Raw genomic sequence first — 21,158 nt, 5'->3', positions numbered from 1 at the left:
TTGCGTGATGGTTTCACCATCGTTGTTGGTCACGGTCACGGTGAACGTTTCGGTTTCCGTCTGACTGTTGTTCAACGCTTGCGTCGCCGCCGCATCGTTGTTGATCGTGTAGGTCCATTCACCGGTTTCTTCGTTGATGCTGATGGAACCGTAAGTGCCAGCCGTTGTATCCAAGCTGTAGCTCAACGACGCATCTAACGTGTCGATGTCGCTCGCGTCGATGTCACCTGACACCGTCGTGGTCGCCGCATCTTCGGTCACTTCACCGGTCGCTACCGTCGTGCTATCGATCGTCGCAAACATCATCCGCGCCTTTCACGGACACGGTAATCTCTTGCGTGATGGTTTCACCATCGTTGTTGGTCACGGTCACGGTGAACGTTTCGGTTTCCGTCTGACCGTTGTTCAACGCTTGCGTCGCCGCCGCATCGTTGTTGATCGTGTAGGTCCATTCACCGGTTTCTTCGTTGATGCTGATGGAACCGTAAGTGCCAGCCGTTGTATCCAAGCTGTAGCTCAACGACGCATCTAACGTGTCGATGTCGCTCGCGTCGATGTCACCTGACACCGTCGTGGTCGCCGCATCTTCGGTCACTTCACCGGTCGCTACCGTCGTGCTATCGATCGTCGCAACATCATCCGCGCCTTTCACGGACACGGTAATCTCTTGCGTGATGGTTTCACCATCGTTGTTGGTCACGGTCACGGTGAACGTTTCGGTTTCCGTCTGACCGTTGTTCAACGCTTGCGTCGCCGCCGCATCGTTGTTGATCGTGTAGGTCCATTCACCGGTTTCTTCGTTGATGCTGATGGAACCGTAAGTGCCAGCCGTTGTATCCAAGCTGTAGCTCAACGACGCATCTAACGTGTCGATGTCGCTCGCGTCGATGTCACCTGACACCGTCGTGGTCGCCGCATCTTCGGTCACTTCACCGGTCGCTACCGTCGTGCTATCGATCGTCGCAACATCATCCGCGCCTTTCACGGACACGGTAATCTTCTTGCGTGATGGTTTCACCATCGTTGTTGGTCACGGTCACGGTGAACGTTTCGGTTTCCGTCTGACCGTTGTTCAACGCTTGCGTCGCCGCCGCATCGTTGTTGATCGTGTAGGTCCATTCACCGGTTTCTTCGTTGATGCTGATGGAACCGTAAGTGCCAGCCGTTGTATCCAAGCTGTAGCTCAACGACGCATCTAACGTGTCGATGTCGCTCGCGTCGATGTCACCTGACACCGTCGTGGTCGCCGCATCTTCGGTCACTTCACCGGTCGCTACCGTCGTGCTATCGATCGTCGCAACATCATCCGCGCCTTTCACGGACACGGTAATCTTCTTGCGTGATGGTTTCACCATCGTTGTTGGTCACGGTCACGGTGAACGTTTCGGTTTCCGTCTGACTCGTTGTTCAACGCTTGCGTCGCCGCCGCATCGTTGTTGATCGTGTAGGTCCATTCACCGGTTTCTTCGTTGATGCTGATGGAACCGTAAGTGCCAGCCGTTGTATCCAAGCTGTAGCTCAACGACGCATCTAACGTGTCGATGTCGCTCGCGTCGATGTCACCCGACACCGTCGTGGTCGCCGCATCTTCGGTCACTTCACCGGTCGCTACCGTCGTGTTATCGATCGTCGCAACATCATCCGCGCCTTTCACGGACACGGTAGTCTTCTTGCGTGATGGTTTCACCATCGTTGTTGGTCACGGTCACGGTGAACGTTTCGGTTTCCGTCTGACCGTTGTTCAACGCTTGCGTCGCCGCCGCATCGTTGTTGATCGTGTAGGTCCATTCACCGGTTTCTTCGTTGATGCTGATGGAACCGTAAGTGCCAGCCGTTGTATCCAAGCTGTAGCTCAACGACGCATCTAACGTGTCGATGTCGCTCGCGTCGATGTCACCTGACACCGTCGTGGTCGCCGCATCTTCGGTCACTTCACCGGTCGCTACCGTCGTGCTATCGATCGTCGCAACATCATCCGCGCCTTTCACGGACACGGTAATCTCTTGCGTGATGGTTTCACCATCGTTGTTGGTCACGGTCACGGTGAACGTTTCGGTTTCCGTCTGACCGTTGTTCAACGCTTGCGTCGCCGCCGCATCGTTGTTGATCGTGTAGGTCCATTCACCGGTTTCTTCGTTGATGCTGATGGAACCGTAAGTGCCAGCCGTTGTATCCAAGCTGTAGCTCAACGACGCATCTAACGTGTCGATGTCGCTCGCGTCGATGTCACCTGACACCGTCGTGGTCGCCGCATCTTCGGTCACTTCACCGGTCGCTACCGTCGTGCTATCGATCGTCGCAACATCATCCGCGCCTTTCACGGACACGGTAATCTCTTGCGTGATGGTTTCACCATCGTTGTTGGTCACGGTCACGGTGAACGTTTCGGTTTCCGTCTGACCGTTGTTCAACGCTTGCGTCGCCGCCGCATCGTTGTTGATCGTGTAGGTCCATTCACCGGTTTCTTCGTTGATGCTGATGGAACCGTAAGTGCCAGCCGTTGTATCCAAGCTCGTAGCTCAACGACGCATCTAACGTGTCGATGTCGCTCGCGTCGATGTCACCTGACACCGTCGTGGTCGCCGCATCTTCGGTCACTTCACCGGTCGCTACCGTCGTGCTATCGATCGTCGCAACATCATCCGCGCCTTTCACGGACACGGTAATCTCTTGCGTGATGGTTTCACCATCGTTGTTGGTCACGGTCACGGTGAACGTTTCGGTTTCCGTCTGACCGTTGTTCAACGCTTGCGTCGCCGCCGCATCGTTGTTGATCGTGTAGGTCCATTCACCGGTTTCTTCGTTGATGCTGATGGAACCGTAAGTGCCAGCCGTTGTATCCAAGCTGTAGCTCAACGACGCATCTAACGTGTCGATGTCGCTCGCGTCGATGTCACCTGACACCGTCGTGGTCGCCGCATCTTCGGTCACTTCACCGGTCGCTACCGTCGTGCTATCGATCGTCGCAACATCATCCGCGCCTTTCACGGACACGGTAATCTCTTGCGTGATGGTTTCACCATCGTTGTTGGTCACGGTCACGGTGAACGTTTCGGTTTCCGCCCGACCGTTGTTCAACGCTTGCGTCGCCGCCGCATCGTTGTTGATCGTGTAGGTCCATTCACCGGTTTCTTCGTTGATGCTGATGGAACCGTAAGTGCCAGCCGTTGTATCCAAGCTGTAGCTCAACGACGCATCTAACGTGTGTCGATGTCGCCTCGCGTCGATGTCACCTGACACCGTCGTGGTCGCCGCATCTTCGGTCACTTCACCGGTCGCTACCGTCGTGCTATCGATCGTCGCAACATCATCCGCGCCTTTCACGGACACGGTAATCTCTTGCGTGATGGTTTCACCATCGTTGTTGGTCACGGTCACGGTGAACGTTTCGGTTTCCGTCTGACCGTTGTTCAACGCTTGCGTCGCCGCCGCATCGTTGTTGATCGTGTAGGTCCATTCACCGGTTTCTTCGTTGATGCTGATGGAACCGTAAGTGCCAGCCGTTGTATCCAAGCTGTAGCTCAACGACGCATCTAACGTGTCGATGTCGCTCGCGTCGATGTCACCTGACACCGTCGTGGTCGCCGCATCTTCGGTCACTTCACCGGTCGCTACCGTCGTGCTATCGATCGTCGCAACATCATCCGCGCCTTTCACGGACACGGTAATCTCTTGCGTGATGGTTTCACCATCGTTGTTGGTCACGGTCACGGTGAACGTTTCGGTTTCCGTCTGACCGTTGTTCAACGCTTGCGTCGCCGCCGCATCGTTGTTGATCGTGTAGGTCCATTCACCGGTTTCTTCGTTGATGCTGATGGAACCGTAAGTGCCAGCCGTTGTATCCAAGCTGTAGCTCAACGACGCATCTAACGTGTCGATGTCGCTCGCGTCGATGTCACCTGACACCGTCGTGGTCGCCGCATCTTCGGTCACTTCACCGGTCGCTACCGTCGTGCTATCGATCGTCGCAACATCATCCGCGCCTTTCACGGACACGGTAATCTCTTGCGTGATGGTTTCACCATCGTTGTTGGTCACGGTCACGGTGAACGTTTCGGTTTCCGTCTGACCGTTGTTCAACGCTTGCGTCGCCGCCGCATCGTTGTTGATCGTGTAGGTCCATTCACCGGTTTCTTCGTTGATGCTGATGGAACCGTGAGTGCCAGCCGTTGTATCCAAGCTGTAGCTCAACGACGCATCTAACGTGTCGATGTCGCTCGCGTCGATGTCACCTGACACCGTCGTGGTCGCCGCATCTTCGGTCACTTCACCGGTCGCTACCGTCGTGCTATCGATCGTCGCAACATCATCCGCGCCTTTCACGGACACGGTAATCTCTTGCGTGATGGTTTCACCATCGTTGTTGGTCACGGTCACGGTGAACGTTTCGGTTTCCGTCTGACCCGTTGTTCAACGCTTGCGTCGCCGCCGCATCGTTGTTGATCGTGTAGGTCCATTCACCGGTTTCTTCGTTGATGCTGATGGAACCGTAAGTGCCAGCCGTTGTATCCAAGCTGTAGCTCAACGACGCATCTAACGTGTCGATGTCGCTCGCGTCGATGTCACCTGACACCGTCGTGGTCGCCGCATCTTCGGTCACTTCACCGGTCGCTACCGTCGTGCTATCGATCGTCGCAACATCATCCGCGCCTTTCACGGACACGGTAATCTCTTGCGTGATGGTTTCACCATCGTTGTTGGTCACGGTCACGGTGAACGTTTCGGTTTCCGTCTGACCGTTGTTCAACGCTTGCGTCGCCGCCGCATCGTTGTTGATCGTGTAGGTCCATTCACCGGTTTCTTCGTTGATGCTGATGGAACCGTAAGTGCCAGCCGTTGTATCCAAGCTGTAGCTCAACGACGCATCTAACGTGTCGATGTCGCTCGCGTCGATGTCACCTGACACCGTCGTGGTCGCCGCATCTTCGGTCACTTCACCGGTCGCTACCGTCGTGCTATCGATCGTCGTAACATCATCCGCGCCTTTCACGGACACGGTAATCTCTTGCGTATGGTTTCACCATCGTTGTTGGTCACGGTCACGGTGAACGTTTCGGTTTCCGTCTGACCGTTGTTCAACGCTTGCGTCGCCGCCGCATCGTTGTTGATCGTGTAGGTCCATTCACCGGTTTCTTCGTTGATGCTGATGGAACCGTAAGTGCCAGCCGTTGTATCCAAGCTGTAGCTCAACGACGCATCTAACGTGTCGATGTCGCTCGCGTCGATGTCACCTGACACCGTCGTGGTCGCCGCATCTTCGGTCACTTCACCGGTCGCTACCGTCGTGCTATCGATCGTCGCAACATCATCCGCGCCTTTCACGGACACGGTAATCTCTTGCGTGATGGTTTCACCATCGTTGTTGGTCACGGTCACGGTGAACGTTTCGGTTTCCGTCTGACCGTTGTTCAACGCTTGCGTCGCCGCCGCATCGTTGTTGATCGTGTAGGTCCATTCACCGGTTTCTTCGTTGATGCTGATGGAACCGTAAGTGCCAGCCGTTGTATCCAAGCTGTAGCTCAACGACGCATCTAACGTGTCGATGTCGCTCGCGTCGATGTCACCTGACACCGTCGTGGTCGCCGCATCTTCGGTCACTTCACCGGTCGCTACCGTCGTGCTATCGATCGTCGCAACATCATCCGCGCCTTTCACGGACACGGTAATCTCTTGCGTGATGGTTTCACCATCGTTGTTGGTCACGGTCACGGTGAACGTTTCGGTTTCCGTCTGACCGTTGTTCAACGCTTGCGTCGCCGCCGCATCGTTGTTGATCGTGTAGGTCCATTCACCGGTTTCTTCGTTGATGCTGATGGAACCGTAAGTGCCAGCCGTTGTATCCAAGCTGTAGCTCAACGACGCATCTAACGTGTCGATGTCGCTCGCGTCGATGTCACCTGACACCGTCGTGGTCGCCGCATCTTCGGTCACTTCACCGGTCGCTACCGTCGTGCTATCGATCGTCGCAACATCATCCGCGCCTTTCACGGACACGGTAATCTCTTGCGTGATGGTTTCACCATCGTTGTTGGTCACGGTCACGGTGAACGTTTCGGTTTCCGTCTGACCGTTGTTCAACGCTTGCGTCGCCGCCGCATCGTTGTTGATCGTGTAGGTCCATTCACCGGTTTCTTCGTTGATGCTGATGGAACCGTAAGTGCCAGCCGTTGTATCCAAGCTGCAGCTCAACGACGCATCTAACGTGTCGATGTCGCTCGCGTCGATGTCACCTGACACCGTCGTGGTCGCCGCATCTTCGGTCACTTCACCGGTCGCTACCGTCGTGCTATCGATCGTCGCAACATCATCCGCGCCTTTCACGGACACGGTAATCTCTTGCGTGATGGTTTCACCATCGTTGTTGGTCACGGTCACGGTGAACGTTTCGGTTTCCGTCTGACCGTTGTTCAACGCTTGCGTCGCCGCCGCATCGTTGTTGATCGTGTAGGTCCATTCACCGGTTTCTTCGTTGATGCTGATGGAACCGTAAGTGCCAGCCGTTGTATCCAAGCTGTAGCTCAACGACGCATCTAACGTGTCGATGTCGCTCGCGTCGATGTCACCTGACACCGTCGTGGTCGCCGCATCTTCGGTCACTTCACCGGTCGCTACCGTCGTGCTATCGATCGTCGGTGCATCGTTGACGCCATCGAACTTGATGATCGCTGTCGCTTCTGCCGAGTCAACCGTGCCGTCGTTCGCCGTCACGCCTAAAGTGTAATCCGTATCCGTCAGCGCATCATTCGACAACGCCGTTTCGCCCGCCGCCGTCAAGGTCACGACGCCTGTCGCGCTGTCGATCGCGAAGTAGCCATTGTCGTTGCCGCTGGTGATGCTGTAGGTGATGGTGTCGCCGTCCAGGTCGCTCGCCGTAAAGGTCGCTACCGTGTCGCCGGCTTTCGCCACATTTTCAACTTGCGTGCTGCCCGTCGCCGTATCGATCGTCGGTGCATCGTTCGTGCCCGTCACTGTGATGATCAAGGTCGTTGTGTCTGTCGCATTTTGGTCGTCGGTCACCGTCACTGGGATTTCAAGAACCAGTGTCTCGCCTTCTTTCAAGCTGTCGTAAGACGACGCATCGAAGCGGTAAGTACCGTTTGCATTCAGCGTCAAGCCTTCTACTGTTGACGTCGTGCTGAACACCAAGCTCGCATCGTCTGCAAGATCTACATCCGAAGCACTGATCGTGCCGGTGATGGTCGCGTCTTCTGCCACTGCACCCGTTGCCGCTTCGGCCACTGGCGCATCGTTTGTGCCAGTGATAGTGATAGTGATATCTTGAGACGTGCCATCCTCTGACGTCACAGTAAAGACTTCTTCTTTTATTTCGCCAGCACTTAATTCATCAAATGCACTGTTCGCAACAAATGTCCAGACACCTGCTGCGGTTATACTTAAGGAACCGCTAGTTCCTACTGTTGTAGATGGAGTAAAAGTATTATTAGAATTATCAGCATCAGTTGCTGTTAAAGTACCTGTCCATGATAAGGCTTCATCAGTTTCGCTGCCTACGCCAAAAGTATCTCCACCAATGATCGCTGCATCGTTCACCGCATCAACCGTGACCGCAACTTCTGCTGAACTGCTTTCTTCGCCATCGCTGATCGTGTAGCTGATCGTCGCTTCACCGTTGAAGTTCTCTGCTGGTGTAAACTCAAGCTTGCCGTCAACAATCGCTACCTTACCTTGCTCTGCTGGAACCGTCGCTGCTGTGATCGTCAACGTATCGCCATCAACATCTGTGTCGTTCGCCAACACATCAATCGTGATCATGCCGCCGTCTTCTGTGCCTGTCGCCGTGTCGTCTACTGCAACTGGGCCGTCATTCACGCCAAGAATTCGTATACGTAAGCTAGCCGAACCCGTCGCGCCCAGCTCATCTTCCACAGTAATGGGTATAGTGATGAACTTGCTGTCACCTGACGCCAAGGAATCATAACTTGATGCGTCAAAGGAGTAAGAGCCATCACTATTGAAAACTAAACCTTCAACCGTAGAAGTCGTACTAAATGTGAGTGATTCCCCTACTGGTAAATCCACATCACTAGCCACAATTTGACCCGTTACCAGGCTATCTTCATTCATTGTAATAAATGAGGACTGAACCACAGGACTGTCGTTAGTACCAGTAATGGTAATAGTAAGATTTGCTGTAGTGGAATCACCCTGATCGTCGGTAACTGTAATAGGAATTACAACAATCTCTTTTTCTCCGAGAGAAAGACTATCGTAACTGCTAGAGTCAAACTCATAGTTACCATTACTATCTAATGTAAAGCCGGTAAAAGAGGATGCCGTACTGAATGTAAGCTGCGCACCAGCAGGCAGGTCAATATCTGTTGCGGTAAGGGTTCCTGATATGTTGTCATCTTCAACTATATTTTCACTAGAATCAGCAAAAACTGGAGCCTGATTAATCGTATGCGTCGACGAGCCAGTACTTTCAACGGCATTACCCGCATCATCACTGGACGTCACAACCACATCGAACTCTGTGTCTGCCGCAAGATCAGAACCCGCCACATCGACAGACCAGTTTCCTGAAGCATCGACCGTTGTGTTATAAACGTTGCCGTTGATGGTCATCGTAACTGCATCGCCTTCTGCGATGTCGCCACCTGTCGCCGTACCTGTTACGGTCACTGTGCCTGCCGCTTCATTCGCGTTAATCACGTCATCAGACGTGATCGCATTCACTGTCACCGTGCCTTCATTGGCCACTGTATCCAAAGTAACGACGACAGGAGAAGAAGTTGACGTATTACCAGAAGAGTCGGTCACTTTGATCGTAAGGCTGTTTGTGCCTTCCGTTAAATCACCCACTTCCGCGGTAAAGGTTTGCAAGCCGTCCACTGCTGTTGTGCTGTTTATCAGCGTGTCGCCGTTATAGATTTGCACCAAGACAACATCGCTATCAATGTTGCTTAATGTGAACGTAGCTGTAGTGTCATTAGTGAGCAGATCTGAGTTAGACTCACCTGTATCACTACTAGTAGCTAAACTGATTGTAGGGGTGGAAACGCTTGTATCGGATGTCGTCGTGTCTGAAGAAGAATTACGGGTAGTATTCTGCTGCGTTGTGTTCACATTTTCTTGTCTGGAGCTAGCACTGCCTTGACCGTTCGTATCATAGCCAAAGCCTGGCAGGGAAGATGAGTAATCAGTGTCATTACCGCCGCTAATTCCGCCAAGAGCACCTGTACGTTGAACATCAACATCCACTCGCTGCTGTTCGCCTTGTGTTTCACCTGCGGCAGGCGCGTCTTGAACTAAGGTAGGGTCATCACCTGCAAGAATGGCATTTTGCAACGCATCAATATCCGTTGACGAGTCAGCAACAAGGTCTTGGTTATCACCCGAGTTGTAAATTTCATCTGTTATTTCTACAACAGAGTCTCCACCAATTACGACTTCTGTTCCGTCAATAAAGGCAATGGTGACACTGCTGTTAGCGCCTGTCACAACCGTCTCACCGAAGAATATAGGATCACCGATTTTGACAACGCGCTCTTGCCCGTCGATTGACTGAATCGTTACCGAACCGCTTAGCTTAGATATAAAACCGATCGCGTTACCTAATGTGGCAAATGGTACTTGACTGTCGCTCATGATGCTTTCCCTAAATAAAGAGACTCTATGTAAAAGTCAGAATAATTTTATAATTACTACCAAGATAGGAGATTAAAAGCCTGCTCGCTATTGTACCTTGGTACAGTCGAGGGATTTTTCTGCTTATTGAGTCATTTTAGGCGCTGATTGCACTGATCATTTGTTCTGCCTGCGCATCAGTTCAGACTGTCATTGCCATAAAGAAATCAAATCTTTATAATTTTCCCACTTTCGGACAGTGATATTGTTAATACGTCCAGACTATGTTGTCCGTTGTCTATTCTGAATGACTCACTCATTCTACGAGCCTAAATAGAAGCGCAATTTGCACTCTAGCCATGGCGCAATATTCCAAGCACGATAAATTAAACAAATAAGTCGAAGGCTGAAGTCATCAGCGTCAATATTATTTGCCCAAATACTTTCAGAAGGTAATACATGATCGATACGATAAAGAGAGATTGGCTCTCGAATATAAAAGGCGACTCTCTCGCCGGCACAGTCGTTGCGCTGGCACTTATCCCAGAAGCCATTGCCTTCTCTATCATTGCAGGTGTTGACCCTAAAGTCGGTTTATACGCGTCATTTTGTATTGCCGTGGTCATTGCGTTTGTGGGTGGCCGCCCCGGCATGATTTCAGCAGCAACCGGTGCGATGGCGCTATTAATGGTGACACTTGTAAAAGAGCATGGCTTGCAATACTTGCTAGCGGCCAGTTTGCTAACGGGTGTTTTTCAAATCTTTGCGGGGTATTTAAAACTCGGAACCTTGATGCGATTTGTCTCGAGATCAGTGGTGACTGGCTTCGTCAATGCATTGGCTATTCTCATTTTCATGGCACAACTGCCCGAACTAACAAATGTCACTTGGCACGTTTATGCCATGACAGCAGTGGGCTTGGGCATTATTTATTTGTTCCCATTGATTCCAGTGATTGGCAAAGCGGTACCTTCTCCATTGGTGTGCATTGTTTTGTTGACTATTTTTGCCATCAGTTATGGCCTAGACATCCGCACCGTTGGCGACATGGGTGAACTGCCTGACACACTGCCTATTTTCCTATGGCCGGATGTGCCTTTAAACCTAGAAACGCTACTGATCATTCTGCCTTATTCATTGGGGCTTGCGGTTGTTGGTTTATTAGAGTCCATGATGACGGCCACCATCGTAGATGAGTTTACTGACACCACCAGCGATAAGAACCGTGAATGCAAAGGCCAAGGTGTTGCCAATATTGCGTCTAGCTTATTAGGTGGCATGGCGGGTTGCGCCATGATTGGTCAATCGGTTATCAACGTGAAATCCGGTGGTCGTGGTCGTTTATCCACGTTTATTGCGGGCTTTTTATTACTAATCATGGTGGTGTTCCTCGATGATTTGATCGGCCAGATCCCAATGGCGGCATTGGTCGCTGTTATGATCATGGTGTCCATTGGTACTTTCTCTTGGGAATCCATAATCAACCTGAAAAAACACCCACTTTCGACTAACATTGTTATGTTAGCCACAGTCTCCATCGTGGTAGCCACTCACAATTTGGCCATCGGTGTTTTTGTTGGTGTGTTACTGGCATCTTTATTCTTCGCTCATAAAATTGGTCGTTTTATGGTGGTAAAAAGCGAACAAAGTGCGCAAGCAGGACACCGTACTTACAAAGTTATTGGTCAAGTGTTTTTTGCGTCGTCAGATCAATTTAATGCGTCTTTTGATTTTAAAGAGGCCGTAGAAAAGGTTACGATCGATCTGAGTGATGCGCATTTTTGGGACATCACAGCCGTATCCGCGCTAGACAAAGTGGTGATCAAATTCCGCCGCGAAGGCGCAGACGTGGAACTGATAGGAATGAACGAAGCCAGTGCAACCGTTGTCGACAAATTTGGCGTTCATAACAACCCCGAAGAAGTCGAAAAAGTAATGGGTGGTCACTAGCCCTAACAATAAGAAGGAGTGCAACATGATGAATGTAATAGCTTGTATTGATGGATCATCATTATCTGAGTGTGTTACCACCGCGTCAGTGTGGGCCGCAAAACAAATGGACACACCAATCACCCTGCTGCACTCCTTAGAAAAAGAAGCCATCAGAACCGATGATGACCTATCGGGCTCCATTGGTTTTGGTAGCCGAGAGCACCTTCTAGACGAGCTGGTCGCGTTGGACGCAAAGCGCGCCAAGCTTGCTCTTGAACATGGCAAACTTGTTTTAGAGAACGCCAAAGAGTTTGCTCTCAAAGCCGGCGCCAAGCAAATCGATTTAGTGCAACGCCACGGGGATTTAGTCGAAAACCTAACCGACCTAGAAGAGTCAACGCGCCTTATTATTCTTGGTCGCCTTGGTAGTAACCATACTCAGAATGCCCACACCATTGGCTCGCATATCGAACGTGTCGCTCGCACGTCACACCGTCCAATTTTAATCAGCGTGGGGCAATTCACCGCACCGAGTAATTTTATGATCGCGTACGACGGACGAGAAGCCGCCGACAACGCCATTGCTCGTATCGCAAAAAGCCCATTACTGCTTGGCCTACCTTGCCACTTGGTCATGGCTGGTGAATCAACACCTGAACGACAAGAAAAAATCACTCAAGCACAAAAACGCCTTGAAGATGAGGGCTTTCAAGTCACCGCTTCAATCATCCCAGGTAAGATTTACCCTGTGCTCACCCAATATCGAGAAGAACACCAAATCGAGCTAATGGCGATGGGCGCGTACGCTCATTCCAAGGTACGTCAATTTTTTGTTGGTAGTAATACCAGTAAAATGATCATCGAAAGCACCATTCCACTGCTAATTTTACGTTAGATTACGCCTTCCGATTACCAATCCATAAAGGGCGAACGTATCAAGATTCGCCCTTTTGTTATTGCCACCGACAAGCCATAGCACCTCACACAATGTGACATCCTCATTAAACTTTATTTAAAACAAAATATATGAATTTTCATATATATATTATTTCACATACAATCCCCGCATTATTTCGCCATGACGGACACACAATGACACCGGATATTTTTTACAAAGCCCTCGCAGACGACACTCGCCTACGCAGCCTTCTATTGATTACACAAAAAGTCTTACATGAGTCCATTGGCATTAAGCACGGCTCCATGACCACCATTCATGACATTACTAACACACAAACCATCATCGACGCCCCGCACAAAGATTTGCGTCGTGCATGCGCCTGCGGCACTAGTCTAATACCAACCACAACAGGATCTTGCGACGGCAATCACTCACATCTTTCCTGAACTCAAAGGAAAGCTAAATGGGGTTACGCAAATCGAACCGCAGAACTCATGCGCAAAGTCGGATTAATGGACAAATAAACTCAACACAATTCAACAAAGTGACAAAGCGAGCCCTTATGCTGCAACAGCCTTCTAAAAACGTACGGCAGTACCTCATAGTGACAGGCAATTATTGGAATTTTACGCTAACCGACGGCGCGTTGCGTATGTTAGTTGTGCTCTATTTTTACCAGCTAGGTTATGGCGCACTGGACATCGCTTTGCTCTTCTTGTTTTACGAGTTTTTCGGCGTTATTACCAATCTATTCGGCGGTTGGCTAGGCGCAAAATGGGGACTCAACCGCACGATGAACATTGGCCTCGCCATGCAAATCATCGCCCTATCGATGCTTTTATTGCCAGCCAGCACACTGTCTATTCCATGGGGCATGGCAGCCCAAGCCTTATCGGGCATTGCAAAAGATCTCAACAAGATGAGTGCCAAAAGCGCCATCAAAACCCTAGTACCCAAAAACGCCAGTGGCACATTGTATCAATGAGTTGCGTTGCTAACGGGCTCTAAAAATGCACTCAAGGGCGTTGGCTTTTTCTTAGGCGGCTTTCTATTAAGCAGTATCGGCTTTCATGATGCTATCTTGGTGATGGCCATCGCACTTGGGCTGGTCTGGCTCGCCAGCCTGTACTTACTTAGAGAAGACCTAGACAAATCCAAAAATAAACCTAAATTCTCAAAAATGTTCTCTAAGAGCCGCGAGATCAATATTCTATCTGCGGCGCGACTGTTTCTGTTCGGCGCTCGGGATGTTTGGTTTGTGATCGCCGTTCCGGTGTATTTATCCAGCCAATTTGACTGGGATCATTGGCGTGTCGGCAGCTTTCTTGCCTTATGGGTTATAGGTTATGGCATAGTACAAAGCCTCGCCCCTCACCTAACCGGAAAAGCGCAACAAGAAGCGCCAACAGGCCGCCAAGCAAATATCTGGGCCATACTGCTCAGCATCATTCCAGCAGCCATTGCCGTTGACATACAAACATCCGATCAAACCTTATGGATATTACTGAGTGGGCTCATAGTGTTTGGCGTGGTATTCGCCATTAACTCCTCACTACACAGTTATTTAATCGTGCACTACGCCAGTGAAGATGGCGTGTCGATGGACGTAGGGTTTTATTACATGGCAAACGCCATGGGACGACTAATCGGCACCATGTTGTCGGGTTGGGTTTATCAGGACTTTGGTTTGACAGCTTGCTTGTGGGTGTCTTGTGGGTTTCTTATTCTTGCCAGCGTTATTTCGTTCTGGTTACCACAGAAAGCCATCCAGTAGAAAAAACCGACATCGTCGACGATGTCGATTTTTTTAAACACAAGCCATATCAATAAAACATCCAATCCTATTGTTGAGCAGCAAACGTCTTAGCGGATGCGATGAACGCCTCAACACCTTCTTTTGGCGTTCTAAAAGACGTCACCAATCGAATCACACCCTCTTCCCAACGACCGCCATAAAAGCCAAAACCTTCGGCTTGCAAATGATCAATCATTGGCAATGGCAAGGTGCAAAACAGCATATTTGCCTGAGCTGGTGTGTTAATTTTTACGCCTGGAACGGTTTTCAAACCATCTTGCAACAACGCCATCATGGCATTGGCGTGTGTCGCGTTAATACGCCACAAATCATCCGTTAAGTAAGAAATCATCTGAGCGGATAACAAACGCATTTTCGAATGCAAATGGCCGCCACGCTTACGACGATAACCCAGCTCTTTGGCTACTTTCTCGCTAGAGAAGCCTTTATCTTCTAAAGACCGCTTAAACAATACGATGGCTTCAGACGCCATCACACCATTTTTTGTCGCGCCAAAAGACACAATATCCACACCCGCTTTCCATGTCATTTCAGCGGGTGTACAACCCAAAGCCAACAAAGCATTGGCAAAACGAGCGCCATCCATGTGAACTGGCAAGCCTGCCGTTTTAGCCACATCAGTAATGGCTCGAATTTCATCCAAAGAATACACACTGCCCACTTCGGTCACTTGTGACAGACTGATCACAGAAGGCTGACAGGAGTGCACATCTTCGATTTTCTGATTAACCAGTTTTTGCAACTGAGCAGGATCCATCTTCGCATCCGCACCACCAATGCCAACAAATCGCGCACCACTAGTGTAAAACTCCGGTGCGGTACTTTCGTCGTTTAGCAAATGACTTTCTTGGTGGCACAATACACTCCCCAAGGTGGCGTTAACGCGCTGATACTCAATACATTCGCGGCCGTACCGGTGGACACCAAAAACACATCCACATCACACTCAAACAGTTCCGACAACATACGCGTGACTTGCGCCGAGCCATCATCATTACCGTACGGCATAGCATCGCCTTGAGCAGCTTCCATCATGGCCTTAAAAACAGAATCCGATGCACCGGCAACATTATCACTGGTAAACGCAACCCTCATTGAACTACTCCTCCATTCATTTATTTCGTATCCATGAACCATACCATGCTCGCAATGAAAACCAAGCAATCGCCCTCCGTTTTTCCAATACCAGAAGTCAAAAACCAAATAGCCTAAACGAAGCGCTTTCATTACTGTGATGACACATTATAAAAGGAGCCATTATGTCGGTATTTACTGAGCGCAAAATCGATTGTCATAATCATATTTTTGACCCGCAACAATTTCCCTATCAAGCCGATTCTCCTTACGCGCCAGAAGGCCATGAAGTCGCCACGGCAGATTATTTTCTGCAAGTTTTAGAAACCTATGGCGTTTCACATGCCTTATTAATTGGCCCAAATTCCGCCTACGGCGAAAATGACAATCGTGCTTTATTGGATGCGATAGCTCGCTCTAACGGTCGCTTCAAAGGTATGGCTGTCGTTAAACAAGATACGCTTTCAGAGGAATTGGCAACGCTAAAATCCCAAGGCATTGTTGGCGTGACGTTTAATGTAGCCTATTACGGATTTGAGCATTTCGCTCGATCTTTGCCCTTGATGGATCGATTGGCAGATTTAGAGATGATCGTGCAAGTTCAGGTTGAAAATGAGCAAATGCTCCGATTAGCACCGCTACTGATGCAAACCAAAGCAACCATTTTGATTGATCATTGTGGGCGCCCAAACCTTGAACACGGTGTAAACAACGCGGGCTTTCAAGCCATCTTAGCGTTAGCCAAAACACAACGTGCTTATATTAAAATCTCTGGCTTTGCCAAATTCACGCAAGGCGCCTTTCCTTATACAGATACAAAACCTTATGTCGAGGCGATTGTCGAAAATTTCGGAGAAGATTTCATTATTTGGGGATCAGATTGGCCGTTTTTAAAAGCACAACATAGAATGGATTATGGCACCTTGCTCACCCTTGCTGAGAAGCAATTTCCCGATACTAGGGTACGAGCAAAGTTTTTCTGGGAAAACGCAGCCAAACTCTGCGGCTTTCCAATATAAATAAGCAGACAACAAAAACTAAGCCGTTTTCAGCGCTACAATCTTTGCAGTACTACAGCCTTTTTAGTACGACAGTAGCCTGAAGACGACTCTGCCCAAAGCGCGACATTTTTTCAAACTCATCCCGGGCAATCGGCACAAACTGACAATCCAGTGGGCTTGGTGGATCGTCAGGCAATTTTTTATCGTCGTCTAAATCGGGGTCATGCACCAAAATACAATGTTCGTCGTAGCCCGACATCACCACCCAATGGGGCGATTTTTTCCCGTCCATGCGAAAGGTGCTGATCAAGATAATCGCCAAGCCGCCCTCGTCAAAGGCTTCTATTAATTGTTCTAGCGGCATCGCCGTATAATGCAATGGCACACCGACATATTCGCATTGCTCAACAAAACTGTCATGCACGCGAGTAATGACCTCTTTCTTTAGCTCGTTACGCACGCTGTCGACGAACAAAGGACCTTCTTCGCTTAACCAAACGTCTGCTGACAAGCCACGCTTTTTCGCTGCCAACGCCAGCCCCATAGGGTGACAACCGCCATGACCAGACGTCATAAAAATCGTCGTCGCTTCACGCCAAATTTCTAACTCATCGTTCGGCGTTGCCAGATAATCTGGGTGCATGGAAGACAGCACCATTTGCAATGATGCAGGACCACAAGTAAATGGCGTACCTTGCGCTAACCAAGGAATCGCGCGCGTGGTTTGTTCATCACCCGCATGACGCAAACGTTTCTGCATACGAATCGCATCGGTTTGGTCTTCGTAATAAGCATCGTAATGACCAAACTCCTTGTAACCCATTTTTTGATACAAGGCGATGGCATTGTGATTCACATCACTAACTTCCAAACGCAGCAACATCTTGCCTTTTTTGAGGGCTTTTTTCTCACAGGCTTGGATCAACAATTTTCCGATACCAAGGCCCCGTGCTTCAGGTGATACCGCTAGCGAATACAAACGAGCCAAGTGAGTACCTTGGCGAAGATGCAGCAAGGCATAACCCAGCAGTTCACCGTCTTCCTTCATTGCAACAAATAGCGCTGAACCAGAACTCGTAATTGCATGACGAAAACTACGGCGACTCAAACGGTCACCAGTAAAGGCTTTGCCCTCCAAAACGAGCAATGCTTTTAAATCATCTATACTAGCTAAACGTATATCAATATTTGGGAAAGAACAGGTGACCGAGCTTGTGATCATTACATCGCCTCTAAAGGGCAAAAGGTCGCTAGGATCGTCGAACTACTGACAGTTTAACGATGAAAATTTTCGCGCATTCTAGGGCGAAACCTATCTAAAAGATAGTCTATTTTTTCATCAAAAAAACATTTTATTTTTTCATTTTAGACTATTGTTAAATTAGTAAAACAAGCGCACCATCCGCACAAATTGAGGGTATTTTTTACCCCCCATTTTTGATACAACTTTTAAACACTCATAATGATTTTTTAAGCAAAAGGAAAAGCATACCCAATGTCACAGACTTACATAGTTGTTGATCAGGCCAAAGATTGGTCCGCATTTCTACCAAGCGACCGTGTTATCACTTTCACGCAATACCTAAACTTGGCGGCTACCAAAAGCCAAGGCCGCACTCGCATCATCAACCTTTGTAAAAGCAGTAAATATCTCTCCGATGGATATTACTGCTCTCTGTTGGCAGAAAGCCGCGGCCATCACGTTATGCCGTCTGTGCGCGTGCTAAACGACCTAAGTAAAAAAGACCTTTATGAGCTGGAGATCTCACAATGGCTGCCTTTACTTGCAAAAAAACTGGCCAAACCAGACGCACCAATGGAAATGAAATTCCACTGTGTATTCGGCAAAACCATTCATCCAGAAATGAAGGAATTTGCACGCAAATTATTCGAAAGCTTCCCAAGCCCTGTATTGGAAGTGACTTTGAAATTCCGCAAAGAATGGCAAGTCACCGCCCTCTTCTCTACATCACAAAGTAAACTGAACGACGCAGAAGAAACCCTGTTCGCCGAATCCTTAGAAGCTTTTAGCAATAAAGTATGGAGCAAAGGCCGCATTCAACGTGCGGCGAAATTCGACATGGCCATTTTGGTTAACCCAGAAGAAGCCATGCCGCCTAGTGATGACCAAGCAATTAAAAAGTTTATCCAAGCCGGTAAACAACTTGGTATACACGTCGATACCATTGGTCCAAAAGACATCATGCGTCTACCAGAATACGATGGCTTGTTCATTCGTGAAACCACCAACATCGACCACCACACCTATCGCTTCGCTAAAAAAGCCGAAGGCTTAGGCTTGGTTGTTATGGACGACCCACAATCCATCATGCGTTGTACCAATAAAGTGTACTTAGCAGATTTGTTCAACACTCACAAAGTACCTTGCCCAAAAACACGCATAGTACACAAAGGTGAAAGCAACGTAGAAGACGCATTGGAAGCCGTTATCAGCTACCCTATGGTGGTAAAAATCCCAGACGGTGCATTTTCTAAAGGCGTTATAAAAGCTGAAAACCGCGAAGCTTTGACTGAAAGTTTGAACACCTTGTTTAAAAAATCGTCTTTGCTATTGGTTCAAGAATACCTTTACACCGAATTCGACTGGCGTATCGGCGTACTGAACAACAAACCGATCTTTGCTTGTCGCTACTACATGGTGAAAAACCATTGGCAGATTTACCAACATACAGGTAGCAAAAGCCAAAGCGGCGGATTTGATACGTTACCAACCTTCGAAGTGCCACGACGCGTGCTACAAGCCGCCATCGCTGCCACCAAACCAATTGGTGAAGGCCTATACGGCGTCGACGTAAAAGAAATAAACGGTCGCGGCTACGTTATCGAAGTAAACGACAACCCAAGTATTGACCGCGGAGTAGAAGACAAATACCTAGGAGACGAACTTTATATGCAAATCATGTCGGAATTCCTACGCCGAATGCAGATGAAGCGTGGCGATATTCACGCTTACTAAACAAACACACTAGCCATACAAAAGGCGACTGATGGGTCGCCTTTTATCCCGCTGAAGTTCAAGTTTTCATTCTCTTCATCGATAAAATCACCCCGCCAAAAACTCATCAACGGCAGCCAGCGCTTGCGTCCCATAGATTACCGAAGGGCCGCCACCCATCATGACAGCAACGTCGATGGTTTCTATTAGCTCTTGTCTTGAGGCACCGGCTCGGATCGATGCCTTGGCATGAGAAGCAATGCAGCCGTCGCATCGTGCGGCAATGCCGATACTCAGCGCCATCAATTCTTTTACCTTGTTTGAAAGTGCCCCTTCACGCATAGACGCTTTGTACATGGTCATAAAGCCATCCAAAATCTCGGGGGATGCCTTGCGGTATTCTCGTGAAAAAGTATTTTGCTCTTTGTTTATTTCATTGTAGTTTTTCATGTCAGCCTCCATAAATAAGATAAACCTAATATATAAAATGAAAAGACAATAAAAAAGGCCATTCCCAACAGAAAATGACCTAAAGCAAGAAATGAGGTTAGCCGTGAATAATCGCTTTATTTATACAGCATCTCACCACGCATTGGAGCAAGCACCTTTAAAACACGATTTTGTTGCGGGTAGGTTAAGCCAGCGCGTTTCATTGCACTTACCAACAAATCGACAGTTAAGTTGAAATCGGTTTCGTTTATCTTTTGTCCTTGATGCACTTTCAGCATGGTATCACCCGTGTAAGTACAAGGTCCCCCTGTATTCACACAAAGGTGTTCGATAAATTTCTCACGAAATCGCGTGATATTGGTTTTTTCAAAATAACGATAAATGTCTTTGTTGAAGCTAATTTCGTCAATAAAATTATCCGTAATCGCCTCGACCGTCGGCTTACCGCCGATTTCGTCATACAGACTTTGTGGCGCTTTGTTTGGCGCTGCGCAAGCAACCAAAAATACACTGAGCGCAATGAATGATGCTTTTACTAGGTTTACCATAAGTACCCCGTCATGGATAAATAAATGCCTTTTTGGTCTTTCTTCGTCGCTACTGTGCCTAAATCAACATACGCTGCTGTGATGTTGACGTTCTTGTTCGGCAGGTAACTCACAAACACATCCGTCCAATCGTCTTCAACAATGGATAGATTGTTTGGTTTTTGACGATATTCCATACCCACTACCCAGTTGGGCGAAAGCAGCAAACCAACACTGCCTTCCATCATCACTTGGTAGCTGTTATTTTCTGAGCCACCATATCCTAATAAACCCATTTCGTTGGCTTTTGTTGCACGCGCCGCCACATTCCATATTAGGTTATAACCCGCAACCGCGCCCAAATGCACTTTCGTGGCCGCTACATAAAAATCCGTACCGCTGTCAGTTTTTGCCCCCACTTTTGATGCGACGGTGTCGCTGTCCAGCTGCTTATACTGTAACCCAGCGCTCACTTGAGGATACGCTGAATACACAGCATCGCCATACAAACGAACCTTCAACCCGACAATGTCTTGCTTGATTTGCTCTGACGTTAAGCTCAACCCTGAAATCAAGGATTCTGGCAACACAAACGTCTGCTGGGCATAACTTAGCTCGACTCTGTCATAAAAACTCGTCGCCACTCCGATGGAGGTCATACGAAAGTCACTGACATTCACATCGGACATAAAAAATGACGCCGCTGTTTCGTCTTGACTGTCGTAACCCGCCAAAGTCGCCCATGGCACAAGCCCACCACCGCCACTGCCTTCTACTTGTGAAAGCCCAGCCGTTGCTAAAATTTTACCGTCTGCAGCCATGCTTGGAGCCGTTGCAAAAATACAACACCCCACACTCAATATTTTCAATATCCTGTTATTCATCACTTCGAATTCCTAATGTCATCGTCGAT

At 49.0% G+C, this 21,158-nt stretch carries 16 protein-coding genes and 3 pseudogenes; 6 read left to right on the top strand and 13 right to left on the bottom strand.

The window, feature by feature from the left end:
• From N5P32_RS11875 to N5P32_RS11840, 8 genes are all read right to left on the bottom strand, one after another.
• Window positions 1-306 (bottom strand): VCBS domain-containing protein (locus tag N5P32_RS11875; protein WP_265729268.1); only part of this gene is annotated, 306 nt, incomplete at its 3' end.
• On the bottom strand, window positions 284-991 hold the full coding sequence (locus N5P32_RS11870; protein WP_265729267.1) for a VCBS domain-containing protein: 708 nt from the start codon (window positions 989-991) through the stop codon (window positions 284-286). The genes N5P32_RS11870 and N5P32_RS11875, both read right to left, overlap by 23 nt.
• A complete protein-coding gene (locus N5P32_RS11865) occupies window positions 969-1,325 on the bottom strand; it encodes a VCBS domain-containing protein (protein WP_265729266.1) in 357 nt (118 codons plus the stop codon). Before N5P32_RS11865 ends, N5P32_RS11870 begins: the two co-directional genes overlap by 23 nt.
• 23 nt (window positions 1,326-1,348) lie before the next feature.
• Window positions 1,349-1,660 (bottom strand): VCBS domain-containing protein, encoded by a 312-nt coding sequence (locus tag N5P32_RS11860; protein WP_265729265.1) that lies wholly within the window; start codon window positions 1,658-1,660, stop codon window positions 1,349-1,351.
• Window positions 1,638-2,510 (bottom strand): VCBS domain-containing protein, encoded by an 873-nt coding sequence (locus N5P32_RS11855; protein WP_265729264.1) that lies wholly within the window; start codon window positions 2,508-2,510, stop codon window positions 1,638-1,640. The genes N5P32_RS11860 and N5P32_RS11855 overlap by 23 nt, the downstream gene beginning before the upstream one ends.
• The gene (locus N5P32_RS11850; RefSeq protein ID WP_265729263.1) at window positions 2,455-4,377 is read right to left on the bottom strand and encodes a beta strand repeat-containing protein; all 1,923 of its coding nucleotides are present in this window, start codon (window positions 4,375-4,377) and stop codon (window positions 2,455-2,457) included. Before N5P32_RS11850 ends, N5P32_RS11855 begins: the two co-directional genes overlap by 56 nt.
• Complete coding sequence (locus tag N5P32_RS11845; protein WP_265729262.1) at window positions 4,352-4,996, bottom strand: VCBS domain-containing protein; 645 nt, start codon at window positions 4,994-4,996, stop codon at window positions 4,352-4,354. Before N5P32_RS11845 ends, N5P32_RS11850 begins: the two co-directional genes overlap by 26 nt.
• Window positions 4,987-9,609, bottom strand: coding sequence for a retention module-containing protein (locus N5P32_RS11840; protein ID WP_265729261.1), 4,623 nt, complete (start codon window positions 9,607-9,609; stop codon window positions 4,987-4,989). Before N5P32_RS11840 ends, N5P32_RS11845 begins: the two co-directional genes overlap by 10 nt.
• A 438-nt stretch (window positions 9,610-10,047) precedes the next feature.
• Between N5P32_RS11840 and N5P32_RS11835 the strand changes: the two genes are divergently transcribed.
• From N5P32_RS11835 to arsJ, 4 genes and pseudogenes are all read left to right on the top strand, one after another.
• Window positions 10,048-11,538, top strand: coding sequence for a SulP family inorganic anion transporter (locus tag N5P32_RS11835; RefSeq protein ID WP_265729260.1), 1,491 nt, complete (start codon window positions 10,048-10,050; stop codon window positions 11,536-11,538).
• A gap of 25 nt (window positions 11,539-11,563) precedes the next feature.
• On the top strand, window positions 11,564-12,415 hold the full coding sequence (locus N5P32_RS11830) for a universal stress protein (protein ID WP_265729259.1): 852 nt from the start codon (window positions 11,564-11,566) through the stop codon (window positions 12,413-12,415).
• Between the two features lie 269 nt (window positions 12,416-12,684).
• Window positions 12,685-12,889: pseudogene (locus N5P32_RS11825) on the top strand (type I glyceraldehyde-3-phosphate dehydrogenase); the annotation flags it as partial.
• 94 nt (window positions 12,890-12,983) lie between these two features.
• Window positions 12,984-14,195, top strand: a pseudogene (gene arsJ / locus N5P32_RS11820) (organoarsenical effux MFS transporter ArsJ).
• Window positions 14,196-14,262: 67 nt separating this feature from the next.
• On the opposite strand, the pseudogene N5P32_RS11815 reads toward arsJ, so the two are convergent.
• Window positions 14,263-15,269, bottom strand: a pseudogene (locus N5P32_RS11815) (threonine aldolase family protein).
• A gap of 227 nt (window positions 15,270-15,496) precedes the next feature.
• Between N5P32_RS11815 and N5P32_RS11810 the strand changes: the two are divergent.
• Entirely contained in the window at window positions 15,497-16,330 is an 834-nt protein-coding gene (locus N5P32_RS11810) for an amidohydrolase family protein (protein WP_265729258.1), read from the top strand.
• A gap of 52 nt (window positions 16,331-16,382) precedes the next feature.
• Here the strand turns inward: N5P32_RS11810 and N5P32_RS11805 are convergent, their stop codons facing one another.
• Complete coding sequence (locus N5P32_RS11805; RefSeq protein WP_265729257.1) at window positions 16,383-17,534, bottom strand: peptidase C39 family protein; 1,152 nt, start codon at window positions 17,532-17,534, stop codon at window positions 16,383-16,385.
• A 273-nt stretch (window positions 17,535-17,807) separates the two neighbouring features.
• On the opposite strand from N5P32_RS11805, the gene N5P32_RS11800 reads away from it, so the two are divergent.
• Window positions 17,808-19,289 carry a RimK family protein gene (locus N5P32_RS11800; protein WP_265729256.1) on the top strand — a complete coding sequence of 494 codons (1,482 nt, stop codon included), beginning with the start codon at window positions 17,808-17,810 and terminating at the stop codon, window positions 19,287-19,289.
• A gap of 87 nt (window positions 19,290-19,376) precedes the next feature.
• Here N5P32_RS11800 and N5P32_RS11795 read toward each other — a convergent pair whose 3' ends face one another.
• The 3 genes from N5P32_RS11795 to N5P32_RS11785 all read right to left on the bottom strand — a co-directional run bounded on the left by N5P32_RS11795 (window position 19,377) and on the right by N5P32_RS11785 (window position 21,129).
• Window positions 19,377-19,718, bottom strand: coding sequence for a carboxymuconolactone decarboxylase family protein (locus tag N5P32_RS11795; RefSeq protein WP_265729255.1), 342 nt, complete (start codon window positions 19,716-19,718; stop codon window positions 19,377-19,379).
• A 116-nt stretch (window positions 19,719-19,834) separates the two neighbouring features.
• Window positions 19,835-20,266 (bottom strand): group I truncated hemoglobin, encoded by a 432-nt coding sequence (locus N5P32_RS11790; protein ID WP_265729254.1) that lies wholly within the window; start codon window positions 20,264-20,266, stop codon window positions 19,835-19,837.
• Window positions 20,260-21,129 (bottom strand): DUF3034 family protein, encoded by an 870-nt coding sequence (locus N5P32_RS11785; protein ID WP_265729272.1) that lies wholly within the window; start codon window positions 21,127-21,129, stop codon window positions 20,260-20,262. Before N5P32_RS11785 ends, N5P32_RS11790 begins: the two co-directional genes overlap by 7 nt.
• Window positions 21,130-21,158 lie beyond the last annotated feature (29 nt).

It is taken from the genome of Marinomonas pontica (assembly GCF_026191375.1).
GTDB lineage: Bacteria > Pseudomonadota > Gammaproteobacteria > Pseudomonadales > Marinomonadaceae > Marinomonas > Marinomonas pontica.
The sequence above is the reverse complement of the archived record's forward strand: the minus strand, read 5'-3'. Positions and strand labels throughout refer to the sequence as shown.